This window comes from Dyadobacter sp. 3J3 (assembly GCF_009801115.1).
Taxonomy (GTDB): domain Bacteria; phylum Bacteroidota; class Bacteroidia; order Cytophagales; family Spirosomataceae; genus Dyadobacter.
In genome coordinates this window covers 232,442-254,893 of sequence record NZ_VTOL01000004.1, presented here as the reverse complement: position 1 = coordinate 254,893, position 22,452 = coordinate 232,442, and the positions used below count along the sequence as shown (strand labels likewise).

Genomic DNA, 22,452 nt, shown 5'->3' with positions numbered 1-22,452 from the left:
AAGATTAGGATTCTCCGGTAAAGGGAATCCTAATCTTTTTTTTCAACTATTTAGATTTGGTTGATTGCCCGGTTCCCCTTCCACCTTTTTTCGGGGACGGTTCCTATAATTCCGGTAGCGTTTTTTCTTGATTTCTTTTTCTTCAACAATCTTTTGCAACTCTTCGGCCTTATCTTCTTCCACTTCGTGAACAGGCTCGCCTAATAAAAATCCGTAAGGTTCCAGACTTGGAATGGTATCCAGAATAACTTTCAAAATCGCAGTAACTGGCAATGCCAGAATTAATCCGGACAATCCCCAAAGTTGTCCGCCAAGAAATAAAGCTACGATAGCAGCCATCGGGTTTACACTTACTTTGGATCCGACAATATTAGGTGTAATGAAATTTCCTTCCAGAAATTGAACAAAACTCATGACGCCGATAACTCCAACTGCATACCAGTAAGAATCCATGGTGACAATACTCAGCAAAGCCGGAAATAAGGAGCCGATTAAAATACCGATATAGGGAATCAAAATTAGAAATCCTGCCAGAAATCCGAAGAAAATAGCGTGTGGAACGCCCAAAATTAACAGTCCGATACTGTTTAAAACGCCGACTATAATAATGACCAAAAATAAACCGGAAAGATAACTTTGGATTACCCCATAAATTCTTTTTAACAAAGCATTCAGATCTTCATTCGGAACGCTGACGATGGCTTTGTAAAAAAATCTTCTAAAAAAATCCCTGTAAAGCAGGAAAAAAAAAACATAAAGCGGAAGTAAAATAAAAGTCGAAATAGCACCGGTTGTCGTTACCAGAGTATTCAACAAAAAAGCTCGTCCTTCGGTCAGCATATCGACCAAATATTTTTTCGCCTCTGTAACTTGCTGGCTACGGCTAAGGCTAAGATACCGCTCACCCATGGTCAGGGTCTGGTCAAGAATGATTTCGGCTTTTTCAGTGATTCTTGGCAATTCTTCGGCAAAACTGCCAATTTGTAAGGTGACCACGTACAACAATATGGAAATAACAATAATCAGGACCAGAATACTCAGCAGAATAGCTGCGATCCGCGGAACTCGGCGGTTTTCAAGCCAAACACAAACCGGGTGTAAAAGAATGGCAAGCAAAACTGAAAATGCTAGAGGAATCAACGTTTCTCTTAAAACAAAGAGAATATAAACTCCTGAGATTATTGCCACAAGTATACTTACAAGCTTCAGGTAAGCAGGTGTTTCTTTATCTTTGTTTTTAAGTGATTGTAAAGGACGATTCATGAATAAGTTATATTATCTGTTATTTGCTGCAAAAACTGTTTTTTCCACCTGTAATCCGGATAAAGCTAATGGTTTTGACAAAATATATTCCCATTATACTTTTACCAAAATTGGCAAACTACCTGTTCAGGCCAATGAAAGCTCTGGCATAGCCAAAAGCCAGAACAAAAATGCATTCTGGACGCACAACGATAGCGGTGGAAAACCTGAGTTGTATGAAATTGATTTCCAGGGCAAGCTTTTGTCTACAAAACCTGTTCCTGACGCAAAAAATTCAGATTGGGAAGATCTTGCAGAGGATAACAATGGGACGATTTATATCGGTGATTTTGGAAATAATGACAACACAAAACGTCAGCTGACGGTCTACAAAGTTGCTCCCGGAGATTCAACAACAGAAAAGATCACTTTCAACTACGCCGACCAGAAACAATTCCCGCCTTCACAAGAAAACTTTAATTATGACTGTGAGGCCATGTTATACCACAACGAAAATCTTTTTCTATTCTCAAAAAATTGGAGCCGTACCAATAAATACGTAAGATTATATCAGCTTCCTGCTCAGAAGGGCAATTATACGATTACTCCTTTTGACAGTATTCAAATTGATACACCGGTTACCTCAGCGGATATCAGCCCCGATGGGAAAATATTTGCACTGCTGACCTATGGAAAAATACTTTTATTTGGTGTTGAAAATAATGAGATCAATTTTAAAAAACCTATGGGCTGTTTTAAGTTTGTCAGGAAGCAGGCAGAGGCTTTAATGTTTGTCAACAATACCGATATGATCGTTACGAATGAACAGCAGGAATTTTTCCGTATTACTTACCGCTGATGTTATATTTATGTTAACAATGCAATAAAGTAGATAATGTCAAAATCACAACAGCTAATTTCGAATTGGATTTAACCCCGAAACATCACATGAGCAGTGCAAAAGCAACCCACTCAGCACCGAAGGTATTAGTAGTTGACGACGATTCAGACATAGTAGAGCTTCTGGAATACAATCTTGTTAAGGAAGGATATTCCGTCCAAACAGCCTCCAATGGCAGAAAAGCCATAGAAACGGCAAAAACTTTTATTCCTGACCTGATCCTTTTGGATATCATGATGCCGCAGCTGGACGGTATTGAAACGGGAAGAATTTTACGCCAGAATCCGGATATTAAACATACGTACATTTTATTTTTAACAGCCCGATCAGAAGAATATTCTGAAGTGGCCGCTTTTGAGGTTGGCGCGGATGATTACATAACGAAACCGATAAAGCCTCGTGCATTGATGAGCAGGATCAATGCTTTGTTCCGCCGGGAAGCGCAAAAAGCAGATTCGGGCGATCAGATTGAAGTGCTTGATTTGGTGATTAACCGGAAAAATTATACCGTAACGCAGGGCCAGGACAAATCGATTGTATTACCAAAAAAGGAATTTGAACTTTTGTTTTTCCTTGCCCAAACACCCAACAAAGTTTTCAGCCGCGACGAGTTATTGCAAAAAATCTGGGGCGCAGATATCTATGTTCTGGAACGCACCGTTGACGTGCATATCCGTAAACTACGCGAAAAATTAGGCGATCGTTATATTAAAACACTAAAAGGCGTAGGTTACATGTTTACAGACGAAGCAGAATAATCAGTCCTTTACTTTTTCATCTTTTTTGTCTTCCTCATTATCCTTATCGTCTTTTTCTTCTTCGCTTTTTGGTTTCTTTTTCCTGAAAGCAAGTTTTAAATTGACCTGACCATTTTCATCAACGGCCCGAAGATATATTCTTGATCCTTTTTTATTCTTCGGGTCGTGAGGATTAAGCTGATACGTCGAATCGCGACGGCTCAGATTTCTTAACGGTATTTCAATACTGATATCCGTTTTATTCCCAAAACTATAAATCCCTTCCAGAAACAAAGTCATCACATTCGATTCTATTTCCATCGGTTTGATAATGATTTCTTCTCCATTCAAAACAAGGTCATTTCTTATTGGAGAAAATCGTACCCGTTCCAGATTTCTATTTTTAAAGATCAGTTTTTTCATTTTCAAAAATGGCTCAAAATTATTGACCTGACCACGTTCAAGGTTCAGCTTAACTTCCCCTTTCATACTTTTTGGTATGATCGTCACATCATTTTTAAGGTTGGCAGAAAAATTGAATTCTGTATTCAGCTTTCCTTTCAAATTCAAATGTGTAACTGCTTTCTGTCCAAAATTATTGAAAGAATAAAACACTGAATGCACATCCGCATTGGAAATATTTCCCTTAATCTGCACTTTTGGCGGCTCTGTTGAATATGGGTTGTTAATTGAGCCGGAAATTTTCACTCCGCCACCAAAAGCGTTCATTGAAAAGTTATTGAGCGTAACGATGTTATTTTTGACGGTGACCAATCCTTTCATATTATCAGCAGAGAAATGGTGATAAACCATGTGTTTGGACTGAAGTCTTGCATCTATTTCCATCTGATCTATAACATTATCAAGCAGATCCGAAAGTTTTAACTTTTTCTTGTTCGTTTTTTTACTCACATTTCTTTTTCCTACAAAAACTTCCATCCAGTTCATTTTCCAGTTTGGAATGTTCATATCAACCGATGCTTTCAAAATCCTTGGCGATCCAAACAGATAGGGAATCAGATTGGTGATTCCGCCTTTTACGTACATGGCATTATGCCCGTCGTTCATATTAAGCGCGGGTAATAAAAAATCTTTTTCGTCAAAATAAATATCACCATTCACTTTTGATAAATGAACCTCTCTTGGAACATAATCAAGAGCCAGATTATCAAGATTTAACCTCCCAACCAGTTTACCGTTAAACTGATCTGTTTTGGGGTTATAAAAATTGCGCAGACTTCCATCATAGTGAATCTGAATATAAGCCTCTCCACCTCTGACTACGTATCTTTTAGGATCCAGAAGCCCGTTCACCGTTGCCGAATCTGCTTTCACCTTTCCTCGAATAAGTGCTATTGGATCCGTAATGTTATCGATCTTCAGATCAAAGTTAAATGGTAACGTTTCGAATAGACCTTTTACACCCGGCACATTAACCTGAGTATTGAGCAATCCGGGAGGTTTTGTTTTATCTGCCTGGTTTGTATATACCCCTTTCGCCTTCATATCGCGCAGGATACCTATCGGAAGCTGATATTGGAAAGTATCTGTTTCAAAAACTACATGCACTGCGGGCGGTTCATGTGAGAAAATACCTTCAACACTTACCCGTGTATTTACTCTTGTTTTTACTCCTATTGAATCAAGGGTACCTGCAATTTTTTTTGGAAGTAGTTTAAGGGCAGAGCTTATCTGAATTTTCCGGGCTCCAAAACCGAGGTTAAAATGGGCCGGTTTTTCAGACAGGTCAAACAATCCTTTGATATCAATAATATCCTGTGAAGCAACCCGAAGTTCTGAAGAGGGACGTATGTAAAGGTGTTTTTTACGTTGATTGTATGATAAGGATAAATTTGCGAAAGTTTCCTGATTGATCAGAAAACCACCTTTTTCTGGTTTGAAAGTAAGTCCTTCAAAAAATATGGGACCATTAATATTGGCATTCCATGACGAATCCGAATGACTAACGCGGTTGGTAACATCACGAAAAACCGCGCCAAATTTTTTGCCTGTTGTAGAATCCGCAAAATGAAAGCCAAAGTTGTATAAGTGGATTCGTCCCAGTTTGTCTATAAGCTGCTCTCCCTTCCCACCTTTGTTTTTGGTTTTCGTTTTTTTTGCCCCAAAAAGCGATAGGTTGGTATATCCATCTTTTCTAACAAACAGCGTAGCATTACCATCCTGGATTACCAGATTCTGAAGCCGGATAACGCCTTTGTAAAAACTTCCGAAATCAAGCGCAACATGGATGAGTTTAGCATTAAGAAGATCTGTTTTGTGTTGATTATAGAGGCTATCTCTTAGTACGACGTTATAAAGCGTGAAATTAAATCCAAAACCATCCTGAAATGGCCGAAATCTGAAACCTTCAATTTCCAGACTCCCATTAATTTCATCATTCACAGCAGCCTTTACTTTTACAAAAATCTCTGCCTGATTTTTATAAAACCAAAGCTCCACTCCTGCAACCAGCAGACCAATGAAAAGTGCAAAAATTGCTATACCTTTTAATATCTTTTGAAACATTGAGGGTTTTCTATGTGTAACAATAAAAGTAACTGTTTTATATCAGAACGACTACAAATCACATTCCAATAATCACGGAGAAATTACTTTCAGATCAGATCATTCGCCATGAATTAGTCTAATGCAAATAATATGCCAGCAATTATTTCTTTTTTTTGACCTTGCTCTTGATCTTACTCTGCACAACTTCGGTATTAACGGCAAAAAATGCTAATTTTGCGCACTCTTTTGCAACTCAAAGAGTTATCATTTTCATTAATATAGTTATAAAAAATGCTACTGAGCGAACAGGAAATATTGCGCCGCCAAAAGCGCGAGGAATTAATCAGGATGGGAATTGAACCATATCCTGCTGAGGAATTTGTAGTAAATGTCACTGCTGCTGATATAACAAAGAATTACGAGAACAATAAGATAGATTATAAGAACGTCACAATTGCGGGTCGCTTAATGGGTTTCCGGATTATGGGAAGCGCTGCTTTTGCAGAAATGCAGGATAGTACAGGCCGAATTCAGTTGTATTTCCGCCGCGATGATCTTTGTCCGGGAGAAGATAAGACGTTATACAATACGGTATTTAAAAAACTGCTTGATATTGGTGATATTATTGGCGTTCAGGGTTTTGTATTTACTACTCAAACCGGCGAAATCTCTATTCATGTCCAGGAATTCAAGATTTTAAATAAATCGCTACGTCCTTTACCCGTTGTAAAACGTGATGAAGACGGTAAAATTCACGATGGATTTACAGATCCGGAATTGCGTTACCGTCAGCGGTATGTGGATTTGATCGTAAATCCGGAAGTACGGGATATTTTTATCAAACGAGCGAGGATCATCACAACGATGCGTTCCTATTTTGATTCAAAAGGATGGCTGGAAGTTGAAACCCCTGTTTTGCAAACCATTCATGGAGGTGCAGCAGCGCGTCCATTTGAAACACATCATAATGCGCTTGATACAGACCTTTTCCTTCGTATCGCTACCGAGCTTCACCTGAAAAGATTGATTGTTGGTGGATTTGAAGGTGTGTATGAATTCGGAAAGTTGTTCCGGAATGAAGGAATGGACCGCACGCACAATCCAGAATTTACAACTGTTGAGTTATATGTTGCGTACAAAGATTACTTGTGGATGATGCGTATGACTGAGCAGGTTTTGGAACAAGTTGCAATTGCTACCAATGGAACTACGAAAGCTATGTTCGGTGATGTTGAACTGGATTTTGCAGGACCTTACCAAAGATTAAGCATCACGGACGCTATTCATCAACATACAGGCTTGAACGTTGATGCATTAGACGAGGTTGCTATCCGTGAACAATGCCGTGCGTGGGGTATGGATGTGAACGAAAGCATGGGCAAAGGAAAACTGATCGATGAAATCTTTGGCGAAAAAGTAGAAGAATTTATCATTCAGCCAACTTTCATTACTGATCATCCGGTTGAAATGTCACCCTTGACAAAAAAACACCGTGAAAAACCAGGAATGGTTGAGCGTTTTGAATTATTCGTGAACGGTAGAGAAATCGCTAACGCCTATTCAGAGCTAAATGACCCGATCGAACAGCGGGAACGCTTTGAAGATCAGTTGAAACTGAAAGAACGCGGAGATGATGAAGCCATGGAAATGGATGAAGATTTCCTTCGTTCGCTTGAATATGGAATGCCGCCAACATCCGGAATTGGAATTGGTATTGACCGTTTAACGATGCTTCTGACAAATAATGCTAGCATTCAGGAGGTTCTTTTCTTCCCGCATATGCGTCCTGAGAAAAAACAGGAAATGGCAAAAGAAGCAGATTACGTTGCAGCTAACGTTCCGGCCGTATGGATTCCGGCTTTGCAAAAAATGAATATCCTGACAATTGAACAATTGAAAGCTTCAAACCCGAATAAAATATTTAATGATTTGGGAGGAATGCGTAAAAAATTGAAGATTGACGAAAAAATGCCTACACTTCAGGATGTGGAAACTTGGGTAGATCTTAATCCTATTATTTAAATTTTACATCGCTATAAACAAAAATACCGCAACTTATCACTGCGGTATTTTTTTGTTCTGACAAGCAAGAAAAAATCTATAATTTTTTAACTTGTACAGCGTTTAGTCCTTTTTTTCCTTCAACGACTTCGTATTCAACTTGGTCGTTTTCACGGATAGTAAGTCCTCCCAATCCTGTCACGTGAACAAAGATGTCTCTGTTTGTGTCGTCTTCAACGATGAAGCCGTATCCCTTAGCTTCATTGAAAAATTTTACAGTACCTGTTGGCATAATAGTGGAAATAAAAAAATGAAATAAGTTGAAAATACATCAAGAATTGCAAACCCTCCATTAGTAATCTTTCAGGCTATTTTGCCAAATTATTGAGGGAGGCTCAAAGGATTGACAGAATAAATTTTGGATATTTTTACCGGGGCTTCCCAATAATAATGTAGTATTTACAATTTCTCTAATCACAAAGAAACAAAAATTGTTCGGAAAACAATTTATTTGTACCAAGAATTTGAAAATTTCCAAGTTAACGGTCAAATTCTAATCAATCGTGATCCGGTAAAATTCCTATATCTTTGTATATTGCAAAGAAAATTGCTAGTTATGAGCTAATTATTCCAAAAGTTACTATGAATCGTCTTCGTTATTTTGTAGAGAATCAGATATTTGGAGTTTGTGCAAGAATGGGTGAAAAACTCAATTTCCCGGCTAGTAGTATCCGCCGTTACTTCATTTACGCCACTTTTATGACTTTCGGCTCACCGATTATTTTGTATCTGGTGCTGGCGTTCTGGATGGAAATGCGTCAAAATTGGCGAAAACACAATACGCCTACAATTTGGGAGCTTTAGTAGGAAATGTAATTCCTGTCAGCTCTGAAAAACGGTGTTTTCCTAAAAGAAAATATTCCCAGACAATACTTCTGTAATAGAGCGGAGCACGATAAGTTGTCTGCTTTTTCTCTTTTATCAATTGCGGTACCAATGCATAAAATGCAAAATGCGCTCTGATGATAGCAAAGACGTCAGGCCAGGCACCTGAGGCTACAAAGCGTGCGCTGGAAATACCATCCAATATTAATCTGAAAAATAATGTTTTCTTCCGCCTGCCTACCGGAAGATTTTTGAAAAGCATGATCAGGTTATTCCTGTAATTCAAAAATGTTTTTTGTGGATTAGATTTGTGAAGCGTACCACCTCCGACGTGGTAAACCAATGATTTTCCACTGAATGTGATCCTATAACCCATGTTCAGTAAACGCCAGCAGAGATCAATTTCTTCCATATGTGCAAAAAAGCGCTCGTCAAAACCATTCGCTTTATGAAAAGCATCTGACCTAATAAAAAGACAGGCTCCTGTCGCCCAAAAAACATCAATCTCATCATCATATTGCCCAAGATCTTCTTCCCGTGTATCAAATATGCGCCCACGGCAAAAAGGATAGCCGAGATAATCCATGTAACCTCCCGCAGCTCCGGCATATTCAAAATGTGTGCGGAGATCGTACGCCCTTATTTTCGGTTGACAGGCTGCAATGTTTACATCCGTTTCCATAAAAGCGACAACGGGCTCAATCCAGCCCGGAGTTACTTCTATATCAGAATTTAATAACACATAATATTCCGCATCAATCTGGTTTAATGCAAAATTATAACCTCCTGCATACCCTTTATTCTCAGAAATAGAAAGTGTCCTTACAGCAGGATACTGATTTGCAAGCCACTCCAGGGATTGGTCTGTGGATGCATTATCAGCTACCCAGATTTCATAACCCTCAGAATGATTTAAAACTGTCGGAAGAAATTTTTCAAGGTAATGCCTGCCGTTATAATTCAGGATAACAATTGCAACAATTGGAGTCATTCTAATCGGTGGACGTTATTTCATGAATCCCCCTAAATCCAATCCCGGAATATTGGGAAGAACTCCTTCGGTTGCTTTTGCCAAATGTTCCTTAATTTTTGGTTCGAGATTTTCAAACGCTTTATTTACAGCAGCAACAACTAAGTCCTGAAGCATTTCTTTATCGTCAGGATTAATAAGGTCCTTATCAATTTCCAGCCCAATCAGCGTTTTTTGTCCGTTTACGGTTGCACGTACCATTCCTCCGCCCGATTCCGCAGATTCAATAATACCAGCCAGCTGATCCTGAGCTTCTTTCATTTTGGATTGAAGGTCTTTCATTTTCCCCATCATCCCCATCATGTCTGCCATATTTCCAAACATATCTATTCTATATCTTAATGATGTATTAAACCATGTCTCTCATTATTTCAAGAGCACAAAAGTACCGTTTTTTTTAACGGTTTGATCAATATTATTAACAATTTCGATATCATAAATGTATGATCCGACTGCCGCAATTTCACCTTTAAACATCCCGTCCCAGCCTTTTGTTATATCATTGGAATGAAAAATTACTTCTCCCCAACGATTTAAAACAGACATTTTAAAAGATTTATACATGGAAACTTTCACTTCAAAAATATCATTTATTCCATCTTCATTTGGCGAAAAGGCTGTCGGCACAAAAATGTCTGCGTCTTTTTTATAATTTATGACATTGGAAAAGCTTTGAAAGTTTCCTGTTTTAGAATCCGCTACGATCTGGAATGTATAGGCAGGATCACTTTTTTCAGTAAATTGAGAAGAAAACGACAATTGAAGTTTCAAATCAGTTTCTACACGGGAGCCTGTTGATCCAATTTGGATCATTTTGTAAGACTTAATTTCATCAGTAAACGGTTTTTCCGACGACCAGGAGAAAGCTGAAATCGTATTTTGAAGTAAAATAGAGCAAACCGGCTCAGACATAGGAGCCTTTTGTCCGCAGCCATTTTGATACATTACGCGGTAGCAATAAGAGTTTTGGTTAGCATTTACATCAAAATCCTGGTATGTTATTTCATTGTATAGTGTAGTTACTTTCTTAAAAGGACCTCCCAACCCCTCCGACCTTTGCACCAATAATTCATAATTACTTTTAGAGCTTGCGCCAGGCACCAGTGCATTCAGCTGAATCTGGTCATCTCCGTGGACGGTTACTGACAAATTCTGCAATGCTTGTGGAGCAGAGGTGGAGGTTTTAACAATGATAGGTGCTGAAACTGATTGAATATTTTTGGTTACAGCAGTAATTGAATATTCGAAATTATCTCCACATTCCACGTCATCGTCACTGAACGACGTTGTTTTGATATCAGTAAAAGATTTCAACACCGTCCCATCCCGCATAAGCTGATACTCCTGAAAGTCGTCAGCGTTAGGATATTCATTCCATGTTAAAGCATTTTTTTCATTTGATGAAACACCTTTTAAAGACATACTAGTGCCTATCTCGCTATCCTGCTGTCCTCCACACAAATCTTTGGAGGCAAGTTTCACAAGATAAACCTGTCCAATATTTAGATTTGCAATTCTGTAAGACTGCGTACCACCAGATGTTCTGGTTCCGCCAATTGTGTAATTAGTACCGCCATCGCTGCTTGTTGAAATATTGGTAGAAATGGATGCCACTCCTTCGTACGTTACATCCATACTCCCATTGCCATTCATCTGAATACTTTTGATCTGAATATTTTTCAAAAGTGGTTGTTGGAAAATAATACTTATCGGCAACTCACCTCCTTCCGGGCATGACGAATTTGAATTATAAATTCCTTTTATTTTAACAACAGGGGTGGTTGTTATACTTGCATAATCATGTTCCAACTCCAACGAAGCACCTTTAATCCTAATGTCGCTGCTATTATCTCCCCAATTTACTTCAATTCTGTCATAGGACTGCAAGATGACATCGTCAGTAAATAAAAGTTTGATCTTACCACCCCCACAGGCTGTGTATTGCACGTTTGGATATCTGCTATCGTAAACTTTTATTTTTTTACATGCATAAATTGGACCCGTAGAAACACTTCCACCTTGTAAAATAGTATAGTCACCAGGATAATAAAAAATAGAAGATGTCAGACCCTGAGCCAATAATGGTGTTTGCGATTGCCCATCGTAGTTTACATCATATCCAACACTAAAAGAATTAGGAACTGTATTCTTAATTTTTACAGTAAGCGGTGAGCAACCTTCATATTTATCCAGCTCAAATCCTCCGCCTCCATTGTCACATAAGCCTTGACCGTTGATATCAAAAACATGACAAATAAAAAGGCATGAGAGAAATATTAGAGATAATATTTTTTTCATATGTGTGTATAATAGAAGTGGTTTTAGACTAAAAAAGTTATAAAATTGAATTCAGTCCAGGAATTCAAAGTTAAAAGTTTCCGGATTAAGATATTCATTTTCAATAGAAAACATATACTTATCGCCGAAACCAAGTTATCTGATAAGAAAGAAAGAACCGCTTTTAGAAAAAGATTTATCAGTACTATCCGTTATTTCTACCTTATAAACATAAGATCCCGCAGGAGCTTTTTCTCCGTTAATCATTCCGTCCCAGCTATTATTGATATCATTTGTTTGAAAAATAACTTGACCCCAACGATTAAAAATAGACATTTTGAAGGTATTGACGAACAATGCTTTTACCACAAACTTTTCATTAATATTATCCTCGTTTGGCGTAAAAGCATCGGGAACAAGCAGAGCAAATTCCTGGGTATAATTTACAATATTGGAAAAACTTAAAAGATTTCCTTGTTTAGAATGCCCGACGATCTGAAAAGTATAGCCGGATTTCGTTTGTGTATTTAAGTTTAATGAATAGGTATTAACTAACCCCACAGGCGTATCCGTAGTACCTATATTTGATTCATTTTGAATGACACTATATGATTCTAAACCCTGCAAAAAGGGAGAATTATTTGTCCATGAAATATCATTTGGCGATTGTTGTAACAATATAGAACAAACCGGATCGCTGAATTCTGAGCGAAGCGGACATGAATTTTCATAACTGAAACGGTAACAATACGATTTCGCACCCGTATTCACATTCTTATCTTCATATTCAATCTGCTGATTTTTCGCACCGGATATTTGAGCAAAGTCTGAACTTCCGAGATCAGCTCTTTCTACAATAAGATTATAAGTTCCGGTTAATCCGTCTCCGGTTAAAACAACATCGGTTTTTATCACATTAGGAGCTGTTACGCTGACACTGGCCTGTGTAATTTTTTCTGGCTTCGAACTTGTCATTGTCACCTTTTTGGGCGCAGACCAGGAGCGTAATAACTTGGTAAGCGCAACGATCCGATATTCATAAGTTTGTCCGCAAATGGCAGTTTCATCAACCCACTTAATCTCGTCAATATTCTGAAATCCATGAATAGGGGCATTATCTCTCAAAAGCTGATAACCCGTAAACGCACTTGGATAAGCATATTTATTCCATTCAAGTAAATTACCTGTCTTTTCCGCTGACGTTTTTAAAATCATAGTACCTACTTCATCATTCAATATTGTGCCGCCGCAAGCATCCTGAGATACGAGCTTTACTTTATATTGACTTTCAGGATTTAAGCTTTCTATTAAAACACTATTGTCTCCGCCAGAAGAACCTTTTTCAACAGATTTATATGTACCGTTAACATCGCCGAAAAAGACTTCTGTTTCTGTTTTTTCTAATCCCTTGTACAAAATATTAATTGTGCCGTCAGAGGTCATTTCAACTCTTCTGATCTTGATCGTATCAAGTGGAATGCTTTGTGATGTAGGAGATAATATATTTTCGAGACCCGTACAGGAGACACCAGTTTTATGAATTCCTTTAATAATAATTTGAGATATGGTCCCTGTATAGGCATGTGTAAAAACTAATCCATCACCTTTCCTCCATTCGGTATTTACCTTTCCATCTCCCCAATTAATTTCGATATGATCGTAAGACTTAGCCAGAGTATCATTCTCAATCGTAACTCGTGCAATTGTTCCGCAGACTTCAAGCAAAGCATTTACTTTTTTTCTTTCGTAGATAGTGACTTGTTTGCAAAGAGCAAATCCAGAACCATTTTTACTTCCTACTTGTAAAATAGTATAAACGCCAGGTTCATTGTAAGTGTATGAAAATGGATTTGGAGGGTTAATGGGATCACTAATTTTATCATAATCAAATATATAACCGATGTTAAGACCGCCAACCACATTGTTTCTAACTGTGACAGTTTGACTTCCACAACCATCAAAGGGAATAACGTCAAAGTCTCCATCAGCTTTATCACAATATTTACCACCTTTTACAACCGGTGCCTGCCCATTGGCGCAAAAGGATTGAATAAAAAAACCAATAAATAATATAAACAGTAATTCTAATCTCATGAAGTATGTACCAAAAGTAAATAAAAACACGTACAAACCTGGAAATAACAGACTTTGAAACCCTTCATTGAAATGGATTGTTCACTCTTTGAAGGTTCAAAATTAAGACATTTCGACATTAAGACTGTACCTTTATATCCTAAAACGTGTTTTCCAGTAAAACTATTTTTTGTCTACCCGAATAATGAGTAATAATAGTAATTCCATAGTATTGGATTCGATAGAAGATGCCATTGAAGCCATCAAAAACGGACAAATGATAGTTGTCGTGGATGATGAAGATCGCGAAAATGAAGGTGATTTTATTTGTGCCGCCGAGTTGGTGACACCGGAAATTGTCAATTTTATGGCCAAAGAAGGCCGTGGATTAATTTGTGCACCAATTACAGAAGAGCGCTGTGTGGAATTGGAACTGGACATGATGGTTGGGAATAATACCGCCCTTCATGAAACTGCCTTCACTGTTTCGGTCGACTTACTGGGCAATGGTTGCACAACCGGAATCTCTGCCAGCGACCGCGCAAAAACGATCCAGGCACTTGTTAACCCGGGTACAGTTCCTGGTGACCTTGGTCGCCCGGGACATATTTTTCCATTGAGAGCAAAAAAAGGTGGTGTTTTAAGACGTACCGGACATACAGAAGCTGCGATTGATTTTGCAAGACTTGCCGGGTTAGCGCCTGCGGGTGTGCTGGTTGAAATTTTGAATGAAGATGGCTCCATGGCCCGTTTGCCTCAGCTTCGGGAAATCGCCAACCGCTTTAATTTGAAACTGGTCAGCGTTAAAGATTTAATCGAATACAGACTACGCAAAGAATCTCTGATTAAAAGAGAAATCGGTGTGGATATGCCTACCGAATGGGGCCATTTTGACCTGATCGCTTATCGTCAGATTAATACGGGTGATATTCATCTTGCTCTGGTAAAAGGCACCTGGGAAAAAGATGAGCCTGTTTTGGTTCGCGTTCACTCGTCGTGTATGACGGGCGATATTTTCGGTTCCTGCCGTTGTGATTGCGGTCCTCAGCTTCATGCAGCCATGGATTTGGTAAGCAAAGAAGGAAAAGGAGTGATCGTTTATATGAATCAGGAAGGGCGCGGGATCGGTTTATTAAATAAATTGAAAGCTTACAAGCTCCAGGAAATGGGACGGGATACCGTTGAAGCGAATATTGAACTAGGTTTTGGCAGCGACGAACGTGATTATGGCGTGGGCGCTCAAATTCTTAGGGATCTTGATATTACAAAAATTAAACTGATCACAAATAATCCAAAAAAACGCGCCGGATTGATCGGTTACGGTTTAGAGATTGTGGATTCAGTATCCATAGAAATTCCGTCAAATCCCTACAATGAAAAGTATCTGCTGACCAAGCGTGATAAAATGGGACATAACCTTAGTCATTTATCTTTTCCTGGAACGCAGGTATGACGAATATTCAAGTTGTCGCAACAGAAAACGACATCCTAAAGTGCCGCAGCGCAGTCCAGGCGCTGCGGCCTTCTTTAACGGACGATTTGTATCTTGAAGCTGTTCAATTGACGCTGGCAGATAACAGGCAAATTATTTTTATTGAAGAAGAAAACCAGGCCGCGGCCGTTGCCGTATTTGAAACGGGCTATAATCTCTTCCGTGGAAAATACATTTATATTGACGACTTATCCACACTCCCCGGAAACCGCGGAAAAGGGTATGCAGGAAAATTGGTCGACTGGATTATGGATTATGCCAAAAAAGAAGGATACGCTCAGGTTCATTTAGACTCCGGAGTTAGTGCCGGCAGAACGGACGCACACCGTCTTTATCTGAACAAACGATTCCAGATAACAAGCATGCATTTTGTTGTAAATGTATGATGCGTTTGATTTTTTCAGACCTTTGTACGAATTTTGGCCGCCATCTTTAAAAAGATAGCTGTTTAAATTCTTTCATCAACAACGGGAAACCAGGCCAAAATTAGACTTAATGAATATCCATCAGGTTTTTGAAGCATTCAATACTTTACGCGTTCTTGTCATCGGCGATGTTATGCTTGACTCTTACGTTTGGGGAAAAGTAGAGCGTATATCTCCCGAAGCACCGGTTCCTGTAGTTAATGTAAGCAACCGGGAATATAGGCTTGGTGGTGCAGGAAACGTACTTTTGAATGTTCAGGCACTGGGAGCGGAAGCTATTGTTTGTACCGTGATCGGTACCGATAGCTCGGGCGATCTGCTTGAAAAAAGTCTGAGAGAAAAAGGTCTGAATTGTGAAGGATTAATCCGTAGCTCCGATCGGATCACTACGATAAAAGAAAGAATAATCGCAGGCTCACAGCAAGTGGTTAGAATTGATACTGAAACGGACAAACCTGTTTCAACGGAAGAAAAAGACAGACTTGTCAACAAAGCAAAAGAACTTATACCTTCCTGCAACGTCATTATTTTTGAAGATTATGACAAAGGGGTTTTGACAGCTGATTCAATAAAAGAAATTACAGATTTTGCTATCGAGCATAATGTTCCAACGGTTGTTGATCCTAAAAAACGCAATTTCCTTTCTTATAATAATGTTACCCTCTTCAAGCCAAATTTGAAAGAATTACGTGAAGGCCTGAAGGTGGAATTTAATGTGGATAACCCTGCTGAATTACAGGCCACCGTTCAGCAATTAAAAGAAACTTTGAATGCAAAGGGTGCTTTAATTACACTTTCTGAACGTGGGGTCATTATTGATTTCCAAGAAGAAGTGCATAAACTTCCTGCACATATTCGTCAAATCGCTGACGTTTCAGGTGCGGGTGATACCGTTATCAGTATAGCAGCCTGTTGTGTTGCGCTGGGCCTTCCTCCACGATCAATTGCCGGAATTTCGAATCTTGGTGGTGGTTTGGTTTGTGAATTAGTCGGTGTTGTGCCGATTGATAAGGCATTGTTGAAAACCGAAGCAGAGAAATTCGGATTGGTTTAGAACGATTTATTTCGGTGCGCTGCACCTAAACATTCAAGAGCGCAATCGCCTTTCTACAAATATTGAGGTACGCTGTACCAAAGTCTCTTGTAAAAATGAAGATTCATTCTGATAATATTTTAAGCTACCAGTTAATTCCTCCACCCCCACCTAAGCCCATCTTTCGGGTAAAACGATTGGATAATTTTGATTTACTCGTAATATACCGTACGCTTGCTCCTATGTAAGGCGTCGTTGCAGGCGTGTAGGCAGTCAGCGTTTCGCGCGCGCTGTTGAAAGTTTTTAACTGACGAAAAGTAGTCACACCAGCTTCCAGAGAAAAATTAATTACTGTAAATAAATGTACATTGGCAGCAACACCCAGTTTGATCTGACGATAATTCTCCCGTCTTAACATTTTTTCCTCCGGTGTCTGGATCTGGAAACCTCCGCTATAACCATTCAATCCAGCCAACATATCCACATTAAACCACTTTGTCGACCGGTAATTAACATTGGCCATAAAGGGCAGCAAAGCCGAAACCCGCCAGTCTCTTCCAAAACGTTTATTTACACCAAAAACCGGCACAAACCGAAGCTTCTGATTATAGGTAAGAATCGAGCCGTAAATAATTTGAGTATGCAACCCGAGAATATGCATCCGGGCAGCTCCTCCCCAAAAAAAGGGCTGAGGGGTGAAAAATGTTTCATTACTTTCCGTCATTCCAAGGCCTCCACCATAAACCCAGAGACGGTCTTTGATACTGGCCTGTAATCGGATTACGCCTACCGATAATGTTTTATATCCATTATCCGGAATATTTTTTCCGTCAACTGTCGGTTGGATTTGTGTGTATTGAGTCAGCAAAACCGTGTGAACGGCCCTCAGATCAAATTTCTTTTGTAAACTATAACCCAGTTGCACTTCACTTTGGATCGGTACTATTCCAAAAAAACCTGCTCTGGAATATCCGAAATCTTTCCCCGTTCCTCCACCCATATTTGATGGCACATTGTAATCCGCCTTCAACGTAACGTTAGGATAAAACAACCGGCTCAAAGCAAAATGCTGAGCCTGAACCGACGAAACCGTCGTAAAAAGAAATCCGAAAAGTAAATGTCGGGAAAATTTCATGCGTTATCTGTCGAGGTGATTTTGGCAAATAACGAGGAAATGATTTTGGTATTGTATTTGTACCGGTTAGGGATTGAGATGATTACAACACCTGTATTAAAATTCAATACGATTCATTATCCCATGATGGCACAAAAATGGCTTATTTATACTAACCATGAAAGATTGTTAACCAAATTAAATAACAGTCCCCTATTGAACTCTTCCATAATTTCTAGTAAACATATCATTGCCAAAGTCACTGCTTTTTTGGTTATTTCTCATCTCTTTTTCCACTTCTCAAAAGCCGAAAGATCCATTTTCTTTATCCGATCATCAAAATCTTCGAACTTCATGAAAAGTGGCGCGTTATTCATATAAGCTCCGGTGAAGATAATTTTTTCAACTTTCAATGCTCTGCTTTTTATAATATCATAGAGCAGTTTTTCTGACGGACGGACGTTTATACTATTTTTATCTGCGCTGTATGGATTAGCGTCGAGGTATACTACTTTTTCATTTGGCAAATAATAAGCTACCCAAATATTGTCATTTTCATAATCTCTGATAGGATTAAGAATTAAAGCAGCTACTCCCTCATTTTGAAATTCTTTATCAAAAGTTGTCAATAACCCCTCAGAGCGTACCGCAATTCGCATTGAATCTTCTTTGGGATTATAAGAAAGCTTTTCTTCGGAGAAAATACCAACACTTTTTGGCGCAATAACATGCGTAAGTTCTGTAAAAAAACAAGACAAAGAAAGTAGTCCTGAAAGGGCATTTACATTAAATACATTCTTAACCCGATGTTTTCCAAATTCTAACTTAACAGCCTCTAATTCCTTTTTATTAAAGACATCATTATTTGTAAGATCTCCAAACATTTCAACATCACCCTGATGGTTTACCCGAAGCAATGAGCGTGCATTGATATAATCTCCGCTTCGTTCCATAACAAATAAACCTTCTTCAATTTTTTCAATTTTACATTTGGTTTTTTCCATGTAATTTGGCCAGGAGTCAAAAATTGACGTGGTAAATTTCTTATTAAAACTTACCCACATCAGCTTTTTTCTCCGAGTAACCGGTGATCGACTACTAATCTCTTCAATATTTTGGGGTACTAAAAATCCTGCTTTATTTTGGTAATCTTTGTATAAAGTAATGTCTTTATAATGAACAGGGCCTTTGCCAATGAGTGGATGATTATCTACTTGAGAAATAGTCAATCTTTGCAGTAAATACGTTTTTTGATCTATATAAAAATCAACCCATTTACCTTGTACTTTTGCCTGCACAATGAAAAAATCTTTGTTATCGATTGTTGAAGGTCCGGAATAATGCAGTTCTGTACTATCGGTTGAAATCAATTGAAGCAATGCAACAGGATTATTGGTTATTGACTCAATTAGCAAATGTCGGTTATCAATGTAGTACACTACTTTACTTGAATCCATACCACCTCTAAGCGGAGAAGGTCTCCTGAAAATTAACGCAGTTGCACCAGAGGTAAGATCTACAAAATGATCTTCTTTTTGTCCAGCCCAGAAATCCTCAAAATCGTCAAGCATATGCTTCTTGGCTTCAATCAATTCAACCTTTTCTGAATCAGGAAGTGATTCCATCATAGAATCTATCAATTCTAACAGGGGGTCAGGCTGTGTAAGCGATGCAGGTACTTTTCCTTGTTTGTCATAATCAGCTTTTAGCTCATAAAATTCAAGCTTTTTATCAAGAGTATGTTTTTTTACAGCGAGCTTAACGATTTCCCTCGCCTTGGATTCCTGCGCTTTTACATAAAAACCAGAAAAGAAAACGAGTATAAAAACTAGTACAAAATGCTTCATTGCGTGTATACTTAGGAGTGGCGTATAGTTACATCAAAGACAAACATAATCAATAAAAAAATCTAATCATGAAGTCGTTATTACTATTTCTACTGCTGGTTACTTCATTCGTGCAGGCACAAACTATTGAGCCTACTTTCGCGGAAAAACTTGGTTATCCGAAAGGTAAAAAAGTATTAATTATCCATGTCGACGATGTGGGTATGTCGTATGAATCAAATCAGGGAGCGATAAAAGCAATGAAGGAAGGCGTCGCTAATTCATTGAGTGTGATGATGCCTTGTGGCTGGGTCCCGGGTTTTGTACATTATCTAAAAGAAAATCCGCAGATCGATGCAGGTTTACATTTAACGATGACCTCGGAATGGAAAGAGTACCGGTGGGGACCGCTGGCCGGAAAAAATCAGGTAAAAGGCCTTGTGGATTCGGAAGGTGCGATGTGGCGAGGAGTTGCCGAGGTTGTAAAAAACGCAACTGCTGATGAAGTAGAAATGGAAATTCGTGCGCAACTCGACCGCGCCAGAACCATGGGTTTCACACCAACACACCTGGACTCGCATATGGGAACGCTTTTCGCCACGCCCGAATTTCTGAAACGGTATCTAAAAGTAGGTATGGAAGAAAAAATTCCGGTGATGTTTCCGGGCGGCCATAACACGGTTGTTCAGCAACAGGAAAAAATGATTGCAGATCAGCTAGCGATGACACAAGTTGTGGGCAAGCAACTTTGGGATGCCGGTTTGCCGGTTTTGGATGATTTGGAAAATTCCAGTTATGGCTGGAAAGGCCCCGAAAATGGCGACAAATCGGAAAAAGCACTTCAAAAATATAAAACAGAAAAATACATCAATGCCATTAAAAATATCAAACCGGGATTAACAATGGTGATCATGCATTGCACCATTCATTCAGAAATATTTCCGAAAATTTCAGATTCATTTCCAACCCGCGAAGGCGATTTTTTGGCAATGATTGATCCGGAATTAAAAAAATATATTGAAAAAGAAGGGATTATTCTGACAACGTGGCGAGAAGCAATGGAGAGGCGTAAGAAACTTAAGTAAGCGAATCACACCTTGATACGATCTGATTTGCTTGCCATATACCAACTAATCTGATGGCTGATAGTCAGACGAATCGTTCCTGGCCAGGTTTATTGTGAACTATTTTTTTCCAGTTGCTGATTATCTAAATAAGGGAGTATAATTCCAAATAAATCATCAGGAAGAAATGGCTTGATCAAATAGCCTGAAAAGCCATTTGCCAACGCTTTTTCCTTTTCATTTTCAAAAGCAGAAGCAGTAAGTGCAATGATTGGCACCTTGGAGCCTTGTTCTCTGATTAATCGCGCGCACTCGAAACCATTCATAACAGGCATTCTTAAATCCATCAAAATCAGATCATAATGTACGGAATTAAACTTTTCAAATGCTTCCTGTCCATTTACAGCAGATTCGAATTTTATACCTCTCCGTTTTAAAAATGTCGTCGCAAGCAGCAAATTTGTTGAATTATCATCCACAACCAGCACATTTGACTGATCATAGGAGGAAATTGGCATAACATCCTTCTTTTCCACTATTTGAGGTTGTGTGGAATATTTGAACTTAACAGTAAATGAGAAAGCAGAGCCTCTTCCCAATTCACTTTCAAGTGTGATCTCACTTTCAAAAAGACGTAATAATTCCTTTGTAATGGCAAGACCAAGTCCTGTGCCTCCATACTGACGGTTATTCGAGGTATGCACCTGTGTAAATAACTCAAAAATAACAGGTTGCTGATCTTGCGGAATACCTATACCGGTGTCACTTATTTCAAAATATAAACTTATTTCATCTTCGTTACGGCTGGTTTCTTTCACAAGCAGTTTTACACTACCCTTATCAGTAAACTTTATGGCATTATGTATAAAATTGGTTATAATCTGATTAAGCCGCCCCTGATCACCAATAAGCTGAGAAGGCAAGCCATCTTCAATCTCAAAATTTAAATCAAGCTTTTTTTCCTTGGCTTTCTGAATGAATGTTTTCTCTAAATTTCTAAAAAATAAAGCAGCATCAAAAGAGCTTGAATCGAGTTTAACATGATTGGAATTGATTTTATTGAAATCGAGAATATCGTTTACAACAGTCATCAAGTGGTTTGAAGAAAACAGTAAGGTATGAATGAGCTCTTCCTGAAAACTTGCTTCTAAATGTCCCTTTTCAAGCAAATGAACTATACCAACAATTCCATTCAGAGGAGTGCGGATCTCATGACTCATCATCGATAAAAAATCTGTTTTTGCATTTGTTGCCTCTTCTGTAATCCTGATCTGTTTTTCTAAGATTTCATTTTGCTCACTTAGTCGGTACTGATAATAAAATGACCGTTTATCATTCTTGTATTTAACATGCATGATAAACGGAAATATAAGATGTCCTAAAAAGTAAAAGAACCCACCTTCACGTATAAATTGTGGTAATGCCTCTGGATTTAACGAATACAATGCATAAGGAAAAAATATAAAAACGAGTGCTGTACATATCATTGCTGGTTTTGCAGGCCAGCGAAGTACAAGCGTTAGGAAAATCAAATCCAGTACCATATTAAGACTGGCGTTTTTATAAGTTGCGTGAGGAACCGTACCCAAAATAATAGAATGAAATACAATCAGGGTAATGATCGTATAAAGCGCTAAATTTTCACTGGAAATTTTATATTTAAAATGACTGAATAAAATGACAGACATGACACTACTTGCCATGAGCTGAATTTCTAAGACAGTTAAAAAAGATGGATTTTTATTGAGATAATAAAGAATGCAACTTGCGGGATAACCAATGATATGGACTATACAAACAATGCGGTGTGCCCATTGAGATTTAATATCGCTTTCTTTTTTCCA

The 22,452-nt window shown here is 38.5% G+C and carries 18 protein-coding genes; 8 read left to right on the top strand and 10 right to left on the bottom strand.

Annotation, left to right across the window (positions count from 1 at the left end; genetic code table 11):
• Positions 1–42: 42 nt before the first annotated feature.
• Positions 43–1,263, bottom strand: coding sequence for an AI-2E family transporter (locus FZF08_RS10630; protein ID WP_159468622.1), 1,221 nt, complete (start codon positions 1,261–1,263; stop codon positions 43–45).
• On the opposite strand from FZF08_RS10630, the gene FZF08_RS10625 reads away from it, so the two are divergent.
• The gene (locus FZF08_RS10625; protein WP_159468621.1) at positions 1,262–2,101 is read left to right on the top strand and encodes a hypothetical protein; all 840 of its coding nucleotides are present in this window, start codon (positions 1,262–1,264) and stop codon (positions 2,099–2,101) included. The two genes, FZF08_RS10630 and FZF08_RS10625, sit on opposite strands and share 2 nt — an antisense overlap.
• Before the next feature lie 89 nt (positions 2,102–2,190).
• Positions 2,191–2,901: a response regulator transcription factor gene (locus FZF08_RS10620; protein WP_159468620.1), complete on the top strand. Its 711-nt coding sequence runs from the start codon at positions 2,191–2,193 to the stop codon at positions 2,899–2,901.
• Here FZF08_RS10620 and FZF08_RS10615 read toward each other — a convergent pair whose 3' ends face one another.
• Complete coding sequence (locus FZF08_RS10615; RefSeq protein WP_159468619.1) at positions 2,902–5,406, bottom strand: AsmA-like C-terminal region-containing protein; 2,505 nt, start codon at positions 5,404–5,406, stop codon at positions 2,902–2,904. It abuts the gene before it with no gap.
• A gap of 273 nt (positions 5,407–5,679) precedes the next feature.
• Here FZF08_RS10615 and lysS point away from each other — a divergent pair, with 273 nt between their 5' ends.
• A complete protein-coding gene (lysS, locus tag FZF08_RS10610) occupies positions 5,680–7,410 on the top strand; it encodes a lysine--tRNA ligase (protein WP_159468618.1) in 1,731 nt (576 codons plus the stop codon).
• A 76-nt stretch (positions 7,411–7,486) separates the two neighbouring features.
• Here lysS and FZF08_RS10605 read toward each other — a convergent pair whose 3' ends face one another.
• The gene (locus FZF08_RS10605) at positions 7,487–7,681 is read right to left on the bottom strand and encodes a cold-shock protein (protein ID WP_149241463.1); all 195 of its coding nucleotides are present in this window, start codon (positions 7,679–7,681) and stop codon (positions 7,487–7,489) included.
• A 350-nt stretch (positions 7,682–8,031) separates the two neighbouring features.
• On the opposite strand from FZF08_RS10605, the gene FZF08_RS10600 reads away from it, so the two are divergent.
• Positions 8,032–8,253, top strand: a complete 222-nt coding sequence (locus FZF08_RS10600; protein ID WP_159468617.1) for a PspC domain-containing protein — start codon at positions 8,032–8,034, stop codon at positions 8,251–8,253.
• On the opposite strand, the gene FZF08_RS10595 is transcribed toward FZF08_RS10600, so the two are convergent.
• The 4 genes from FZF08_RS10595 to FZF08_RS10580 form a co-directional block, all read right to left on the bottom strand.
• Positions 8,234–9,265, bottom strand: coding sequence for a glycosyltransferase family 2 protein (locus FZF08_RS10595; protein WP_159468616.1), 1,032 nt, complete (start codon positions 9,263–9,265; stop codon positions 8,234–8,236). The genes FZF08_RS10600 and FZF08_RS10595 overlap by 20 nt on opposite strands.
• A gap of 15 nt (positions 9,266–9,280) precedes the next feature.
• Entirely contained in the window at positions 9,281–9,628 is a 348-nt protein-coding gene (locus FZF08_RS10590; protein WP_159468615.1) for a YbaB/EbfC family nucleoid-associated protein, read from the bottom strand.
• A gap of 42 nt (positions 9,629–9,670) precedes the next feature.
• Positions 9,671–11,602, bottom strand: coding sequence for a gliding motility-associated C-terminal domain-containing protein (locus FZF08_RS10585; RefSeq protein WP_159468614.1), 1,932 nt, complete (start codon positions 11,600–11,602; stop codon positions 9,671–9,673).
• A gap of 135 nt (positions 11,603–11,737) precedes the next feature.
• A complete protein-coding gene (locus FZF08_RS10580) occupies positions 11,738–13,675 on the bottom strand; it encodes a gliding motility-associated C-terminal domain-containing protein (protein ID WP_159468613.1) in 1,938 nt (645 codons plus the stop codon).
• 184 nt (positions 13,676–13,859) lie between these two features.
• Between FZF08_RS10580 and FZF08_RS10575 the strand changes: the two genes are divergently transcribed.
• The 3 genes from FZF08_RS10575 (at position 13,860) to FZF08_RS10565 (ending at position 16,625) form a co-directional block, all read left to right on the top strand.
• Entirely contained in the window at positions 13,860–15,107 is a 1,248-nt protein-coding gene (locus FZF08_RS10575; protein ID WP_159468612.1) for a bifunctional 3,4-dihydroxy-2-butanone-4-phosphate synthase/GTP cyclohydrolase II, read from the top strand.
• Positions 15,104–15,532 carry an N-acetyltransferase gene (locus tag FZF08_RS10570; RefSeq protein WP_159468611.1) on the top strand — a complete coding sequence of 143 codons (429 nt, stop codon included), beginning with the start codon at positions 15,104–15,106 and terminating at the stop codon, positions 15,530–15,532. Before FZF08_RS10575 ends, FZF08_RS10570 begins: the two co-directional genes overlap by 4 nt.
• A 109-nt stretch (positions 15,533–15,641) precedes the next feature.
• The gene (locus FZF08_RS10565; protein ID WP_159468610.1) at positions 15,642–16,625 is read left to right on the top strand and encodes a bifunctional heptose 7-phosphate kinase/heptose 1-phosphate adenyltransferase; all 984 of its coding nucleotides are present in this window, start codon (positions 15,642–15,644) and stop codon (positions 16,623–16,625) included.
• 124 nt (positions 16,626–16,749) lie between these two features.
• Here FZF08_RS10565 and FZF08_RS10560 read toward each other — a convergent pair whose 3' ends face one another.
• Both FZF08_RS10560 and FZF08_RS10555 read right to left on the bottom strand, forming a co-directional pair.
• On the bottom strand, positions 16,750–17,739 hold the full coding sequence (locus tag FZF08_RS10560; RefSeq protein WP_159468609.1) for a hypothetical protein: 990 nt from the start codon (positions 17,737–17,739) through the stop codon (positions 16,750–16,752).
• A 260-nt stretch (positions 17,740–17,999) separates the two neighbouring features.
• A complete protein-coding gene (locus FZF08_RS10555) occupies positions 18,000–19,565 on the bottom strand; it encodes a hypothetical protein (protein WP_159468608.1) in 1,566 nt (521 codons plus the stop codon).
• A gap of 68 nt (positions 19,566–19,633) precedes the next feature.
• On the opposite strand from FZF08_RS10555, the gene FZF08_RS10550 reads away from it, so the two are divergent.
• On the top strand, positions 19,634–20,629 hold the full coding sequence (locus tag FZF08_RS10550) for a polysaccharide deacetylase family protein (protein WP_159468607.1): 996 nt from the start codon (positions 19,634–19,636) through the stop codon (positions 20,627–20,629).
• A gap of 89 nt (positions 20,630–20,718) precedes the next feature.
• On the opposite strand, the gene FZF08_RS10545 is transcribed toward FZF08_RS10550, so the two are convergent.
• Entirely contained in the window at positions 20,719–22,311 is a 1,593-nt protein-coding gene (locus FZF08_RS10545; RefSeq protein WP_159468606.1) for a response regulator, read from the bottom strand.
• Positions 22,312–22,452 lie beyond the last annotated feature (141 nt).

What these genes read in the sequence shown, in the direction of transcription:
- FZF08_RS10585 (WP_159468614.1), bottom strand. Translation starts at nt 11,602, where the DNA reads ATGAAAAAAATATTATCTCTAATATTTCTCTCATGCCTTTTTATTTGT.
- FZF08_RS10590 (WP_159468615.1), bottom strand. Translation starts at nt 9,628, where the DNA reads ATGTTTGGAAATATGGCAGACATGATGGGGATGATGGGGAAAATGAAA.
- FZF08_RS10600 (WP_159468617.1), top strand. Translation starts at nt 8,032, where the DNA reads ATGAATCGTCTTCGTTATTTTGTAGAGAATCAGATATTTGGAGTTTGT.
- FZF08_RS10625 (WP_159468621.1), top strand. Translation starts at nt 1,262, where the DNA reads ATGAATAAGTTATATTATCTGTTATTTGCTGCAAAAACTGTTTTTTCC.
- FZF08_RS10545 (WP_159468606.1), bottom strand. Translation starts at nt 22,311, where the DNA reads ATGGCAAGTAGTGTCATGTCTGTCATTTTATTCAGTCATTTTAAATAT.
- FZF08_RS10575 (WP_159468612.1), top strand. Translation starts at nt 13,860, where the DNA reads ATGAGTAATAATAGTAATTCCATAGTATTGGATTCGATAGAAGATGCC.
- FZF08_RS10560 (WP_159468609.1), bottom strand. Translation starts at nt 17,739, where the DNA reads ATGAAATTTTCCCGACATTTACTTTTCGGATTTCTTTTTACGACGGTT.
- FZF08_RS10555 (WP_159468608.1), bottom strand. Translation starts at nt 19,565, where the DNA reads ATGAAGCATTTTGTACTAGTTTTTATACTCGTTTTCTTTTCTGGTTTT.
- FZF08_RS10570 (WP_159468611.1), top strand. Translation starts at nt 15,104, where the DNA reads ATGACGAATATTCAAGTTGTCGCAACAGAAAACGACATCCTAAAGTGC.
- FZF08_RS10620 (WP_159468620.1), top strand. Translation starts at nt 2,191, where the DNA reads ATGAGCAGTGCAAAAGCAACCCACTCAGCACCGAAGGTATTAGTAGTT.
- FZF08_RS10595 (WP_159468616.1), bottom strand. Translation starts at nt 9,265, where the DNA reads ATGACTCCAATTGTTGCAATTGTTATCCTGAATTATAACGGCAGGCAT.
- FZF08_RS10580 (WP_159468613.1), bottom strand. Translation starts at nt 13,675, where the DNA reads ATGAGATTAGAATTACTGTTTATATTATTTATTGGTTTTTTTATTCAA.
- lysS (WP_159468618.1), top strand. Translation starts at nt 5,680, where the DNA reads ATGCTACTGAGCGAACAGGAAATATTGCGCCGCCAAAAGCGCGAGGAA.
- FZF08_RS10630 (WP_159468622.1), bottom strand. Translation starts at nt 1,263, where the DNA reads ATGAATCGTCCTTTACAATCACTTAAAAACAAAGATAAAGAAACACCT.
- FZF08_RS10615 (WP_159468619.1), bottom strand. Translation starts at nt 5,406, where the DNA reads ATGTTTCAAAAGATATTAAAAGGTATAGCAATTTTTGCACTTTTCATT.
- FZF08_RS10550 (WP_159468607.1), top strand. Translation starts at nt 19,634, where the DNA reads ATGAAGTCGTTATTACTATTTCTACTGCTGGTTACTTCATTCGTGCAG.
- FZF08_RS10565 (WP_159468610.1), top strand. Translation starts at nt 15,642, where the DNA reads ATGAATATCCATCAGGTTTTTGAAGCATTCAATACTTTACGCGTTCTT.
- FZF08_RS10605 (WP_149241463.1), bottom strand. Translation starts at nt 7,681, where the DNA reads ATGCCAACAGGTACTGTAAAATTTTTCAATGAAGCTAAGGGATACGGC.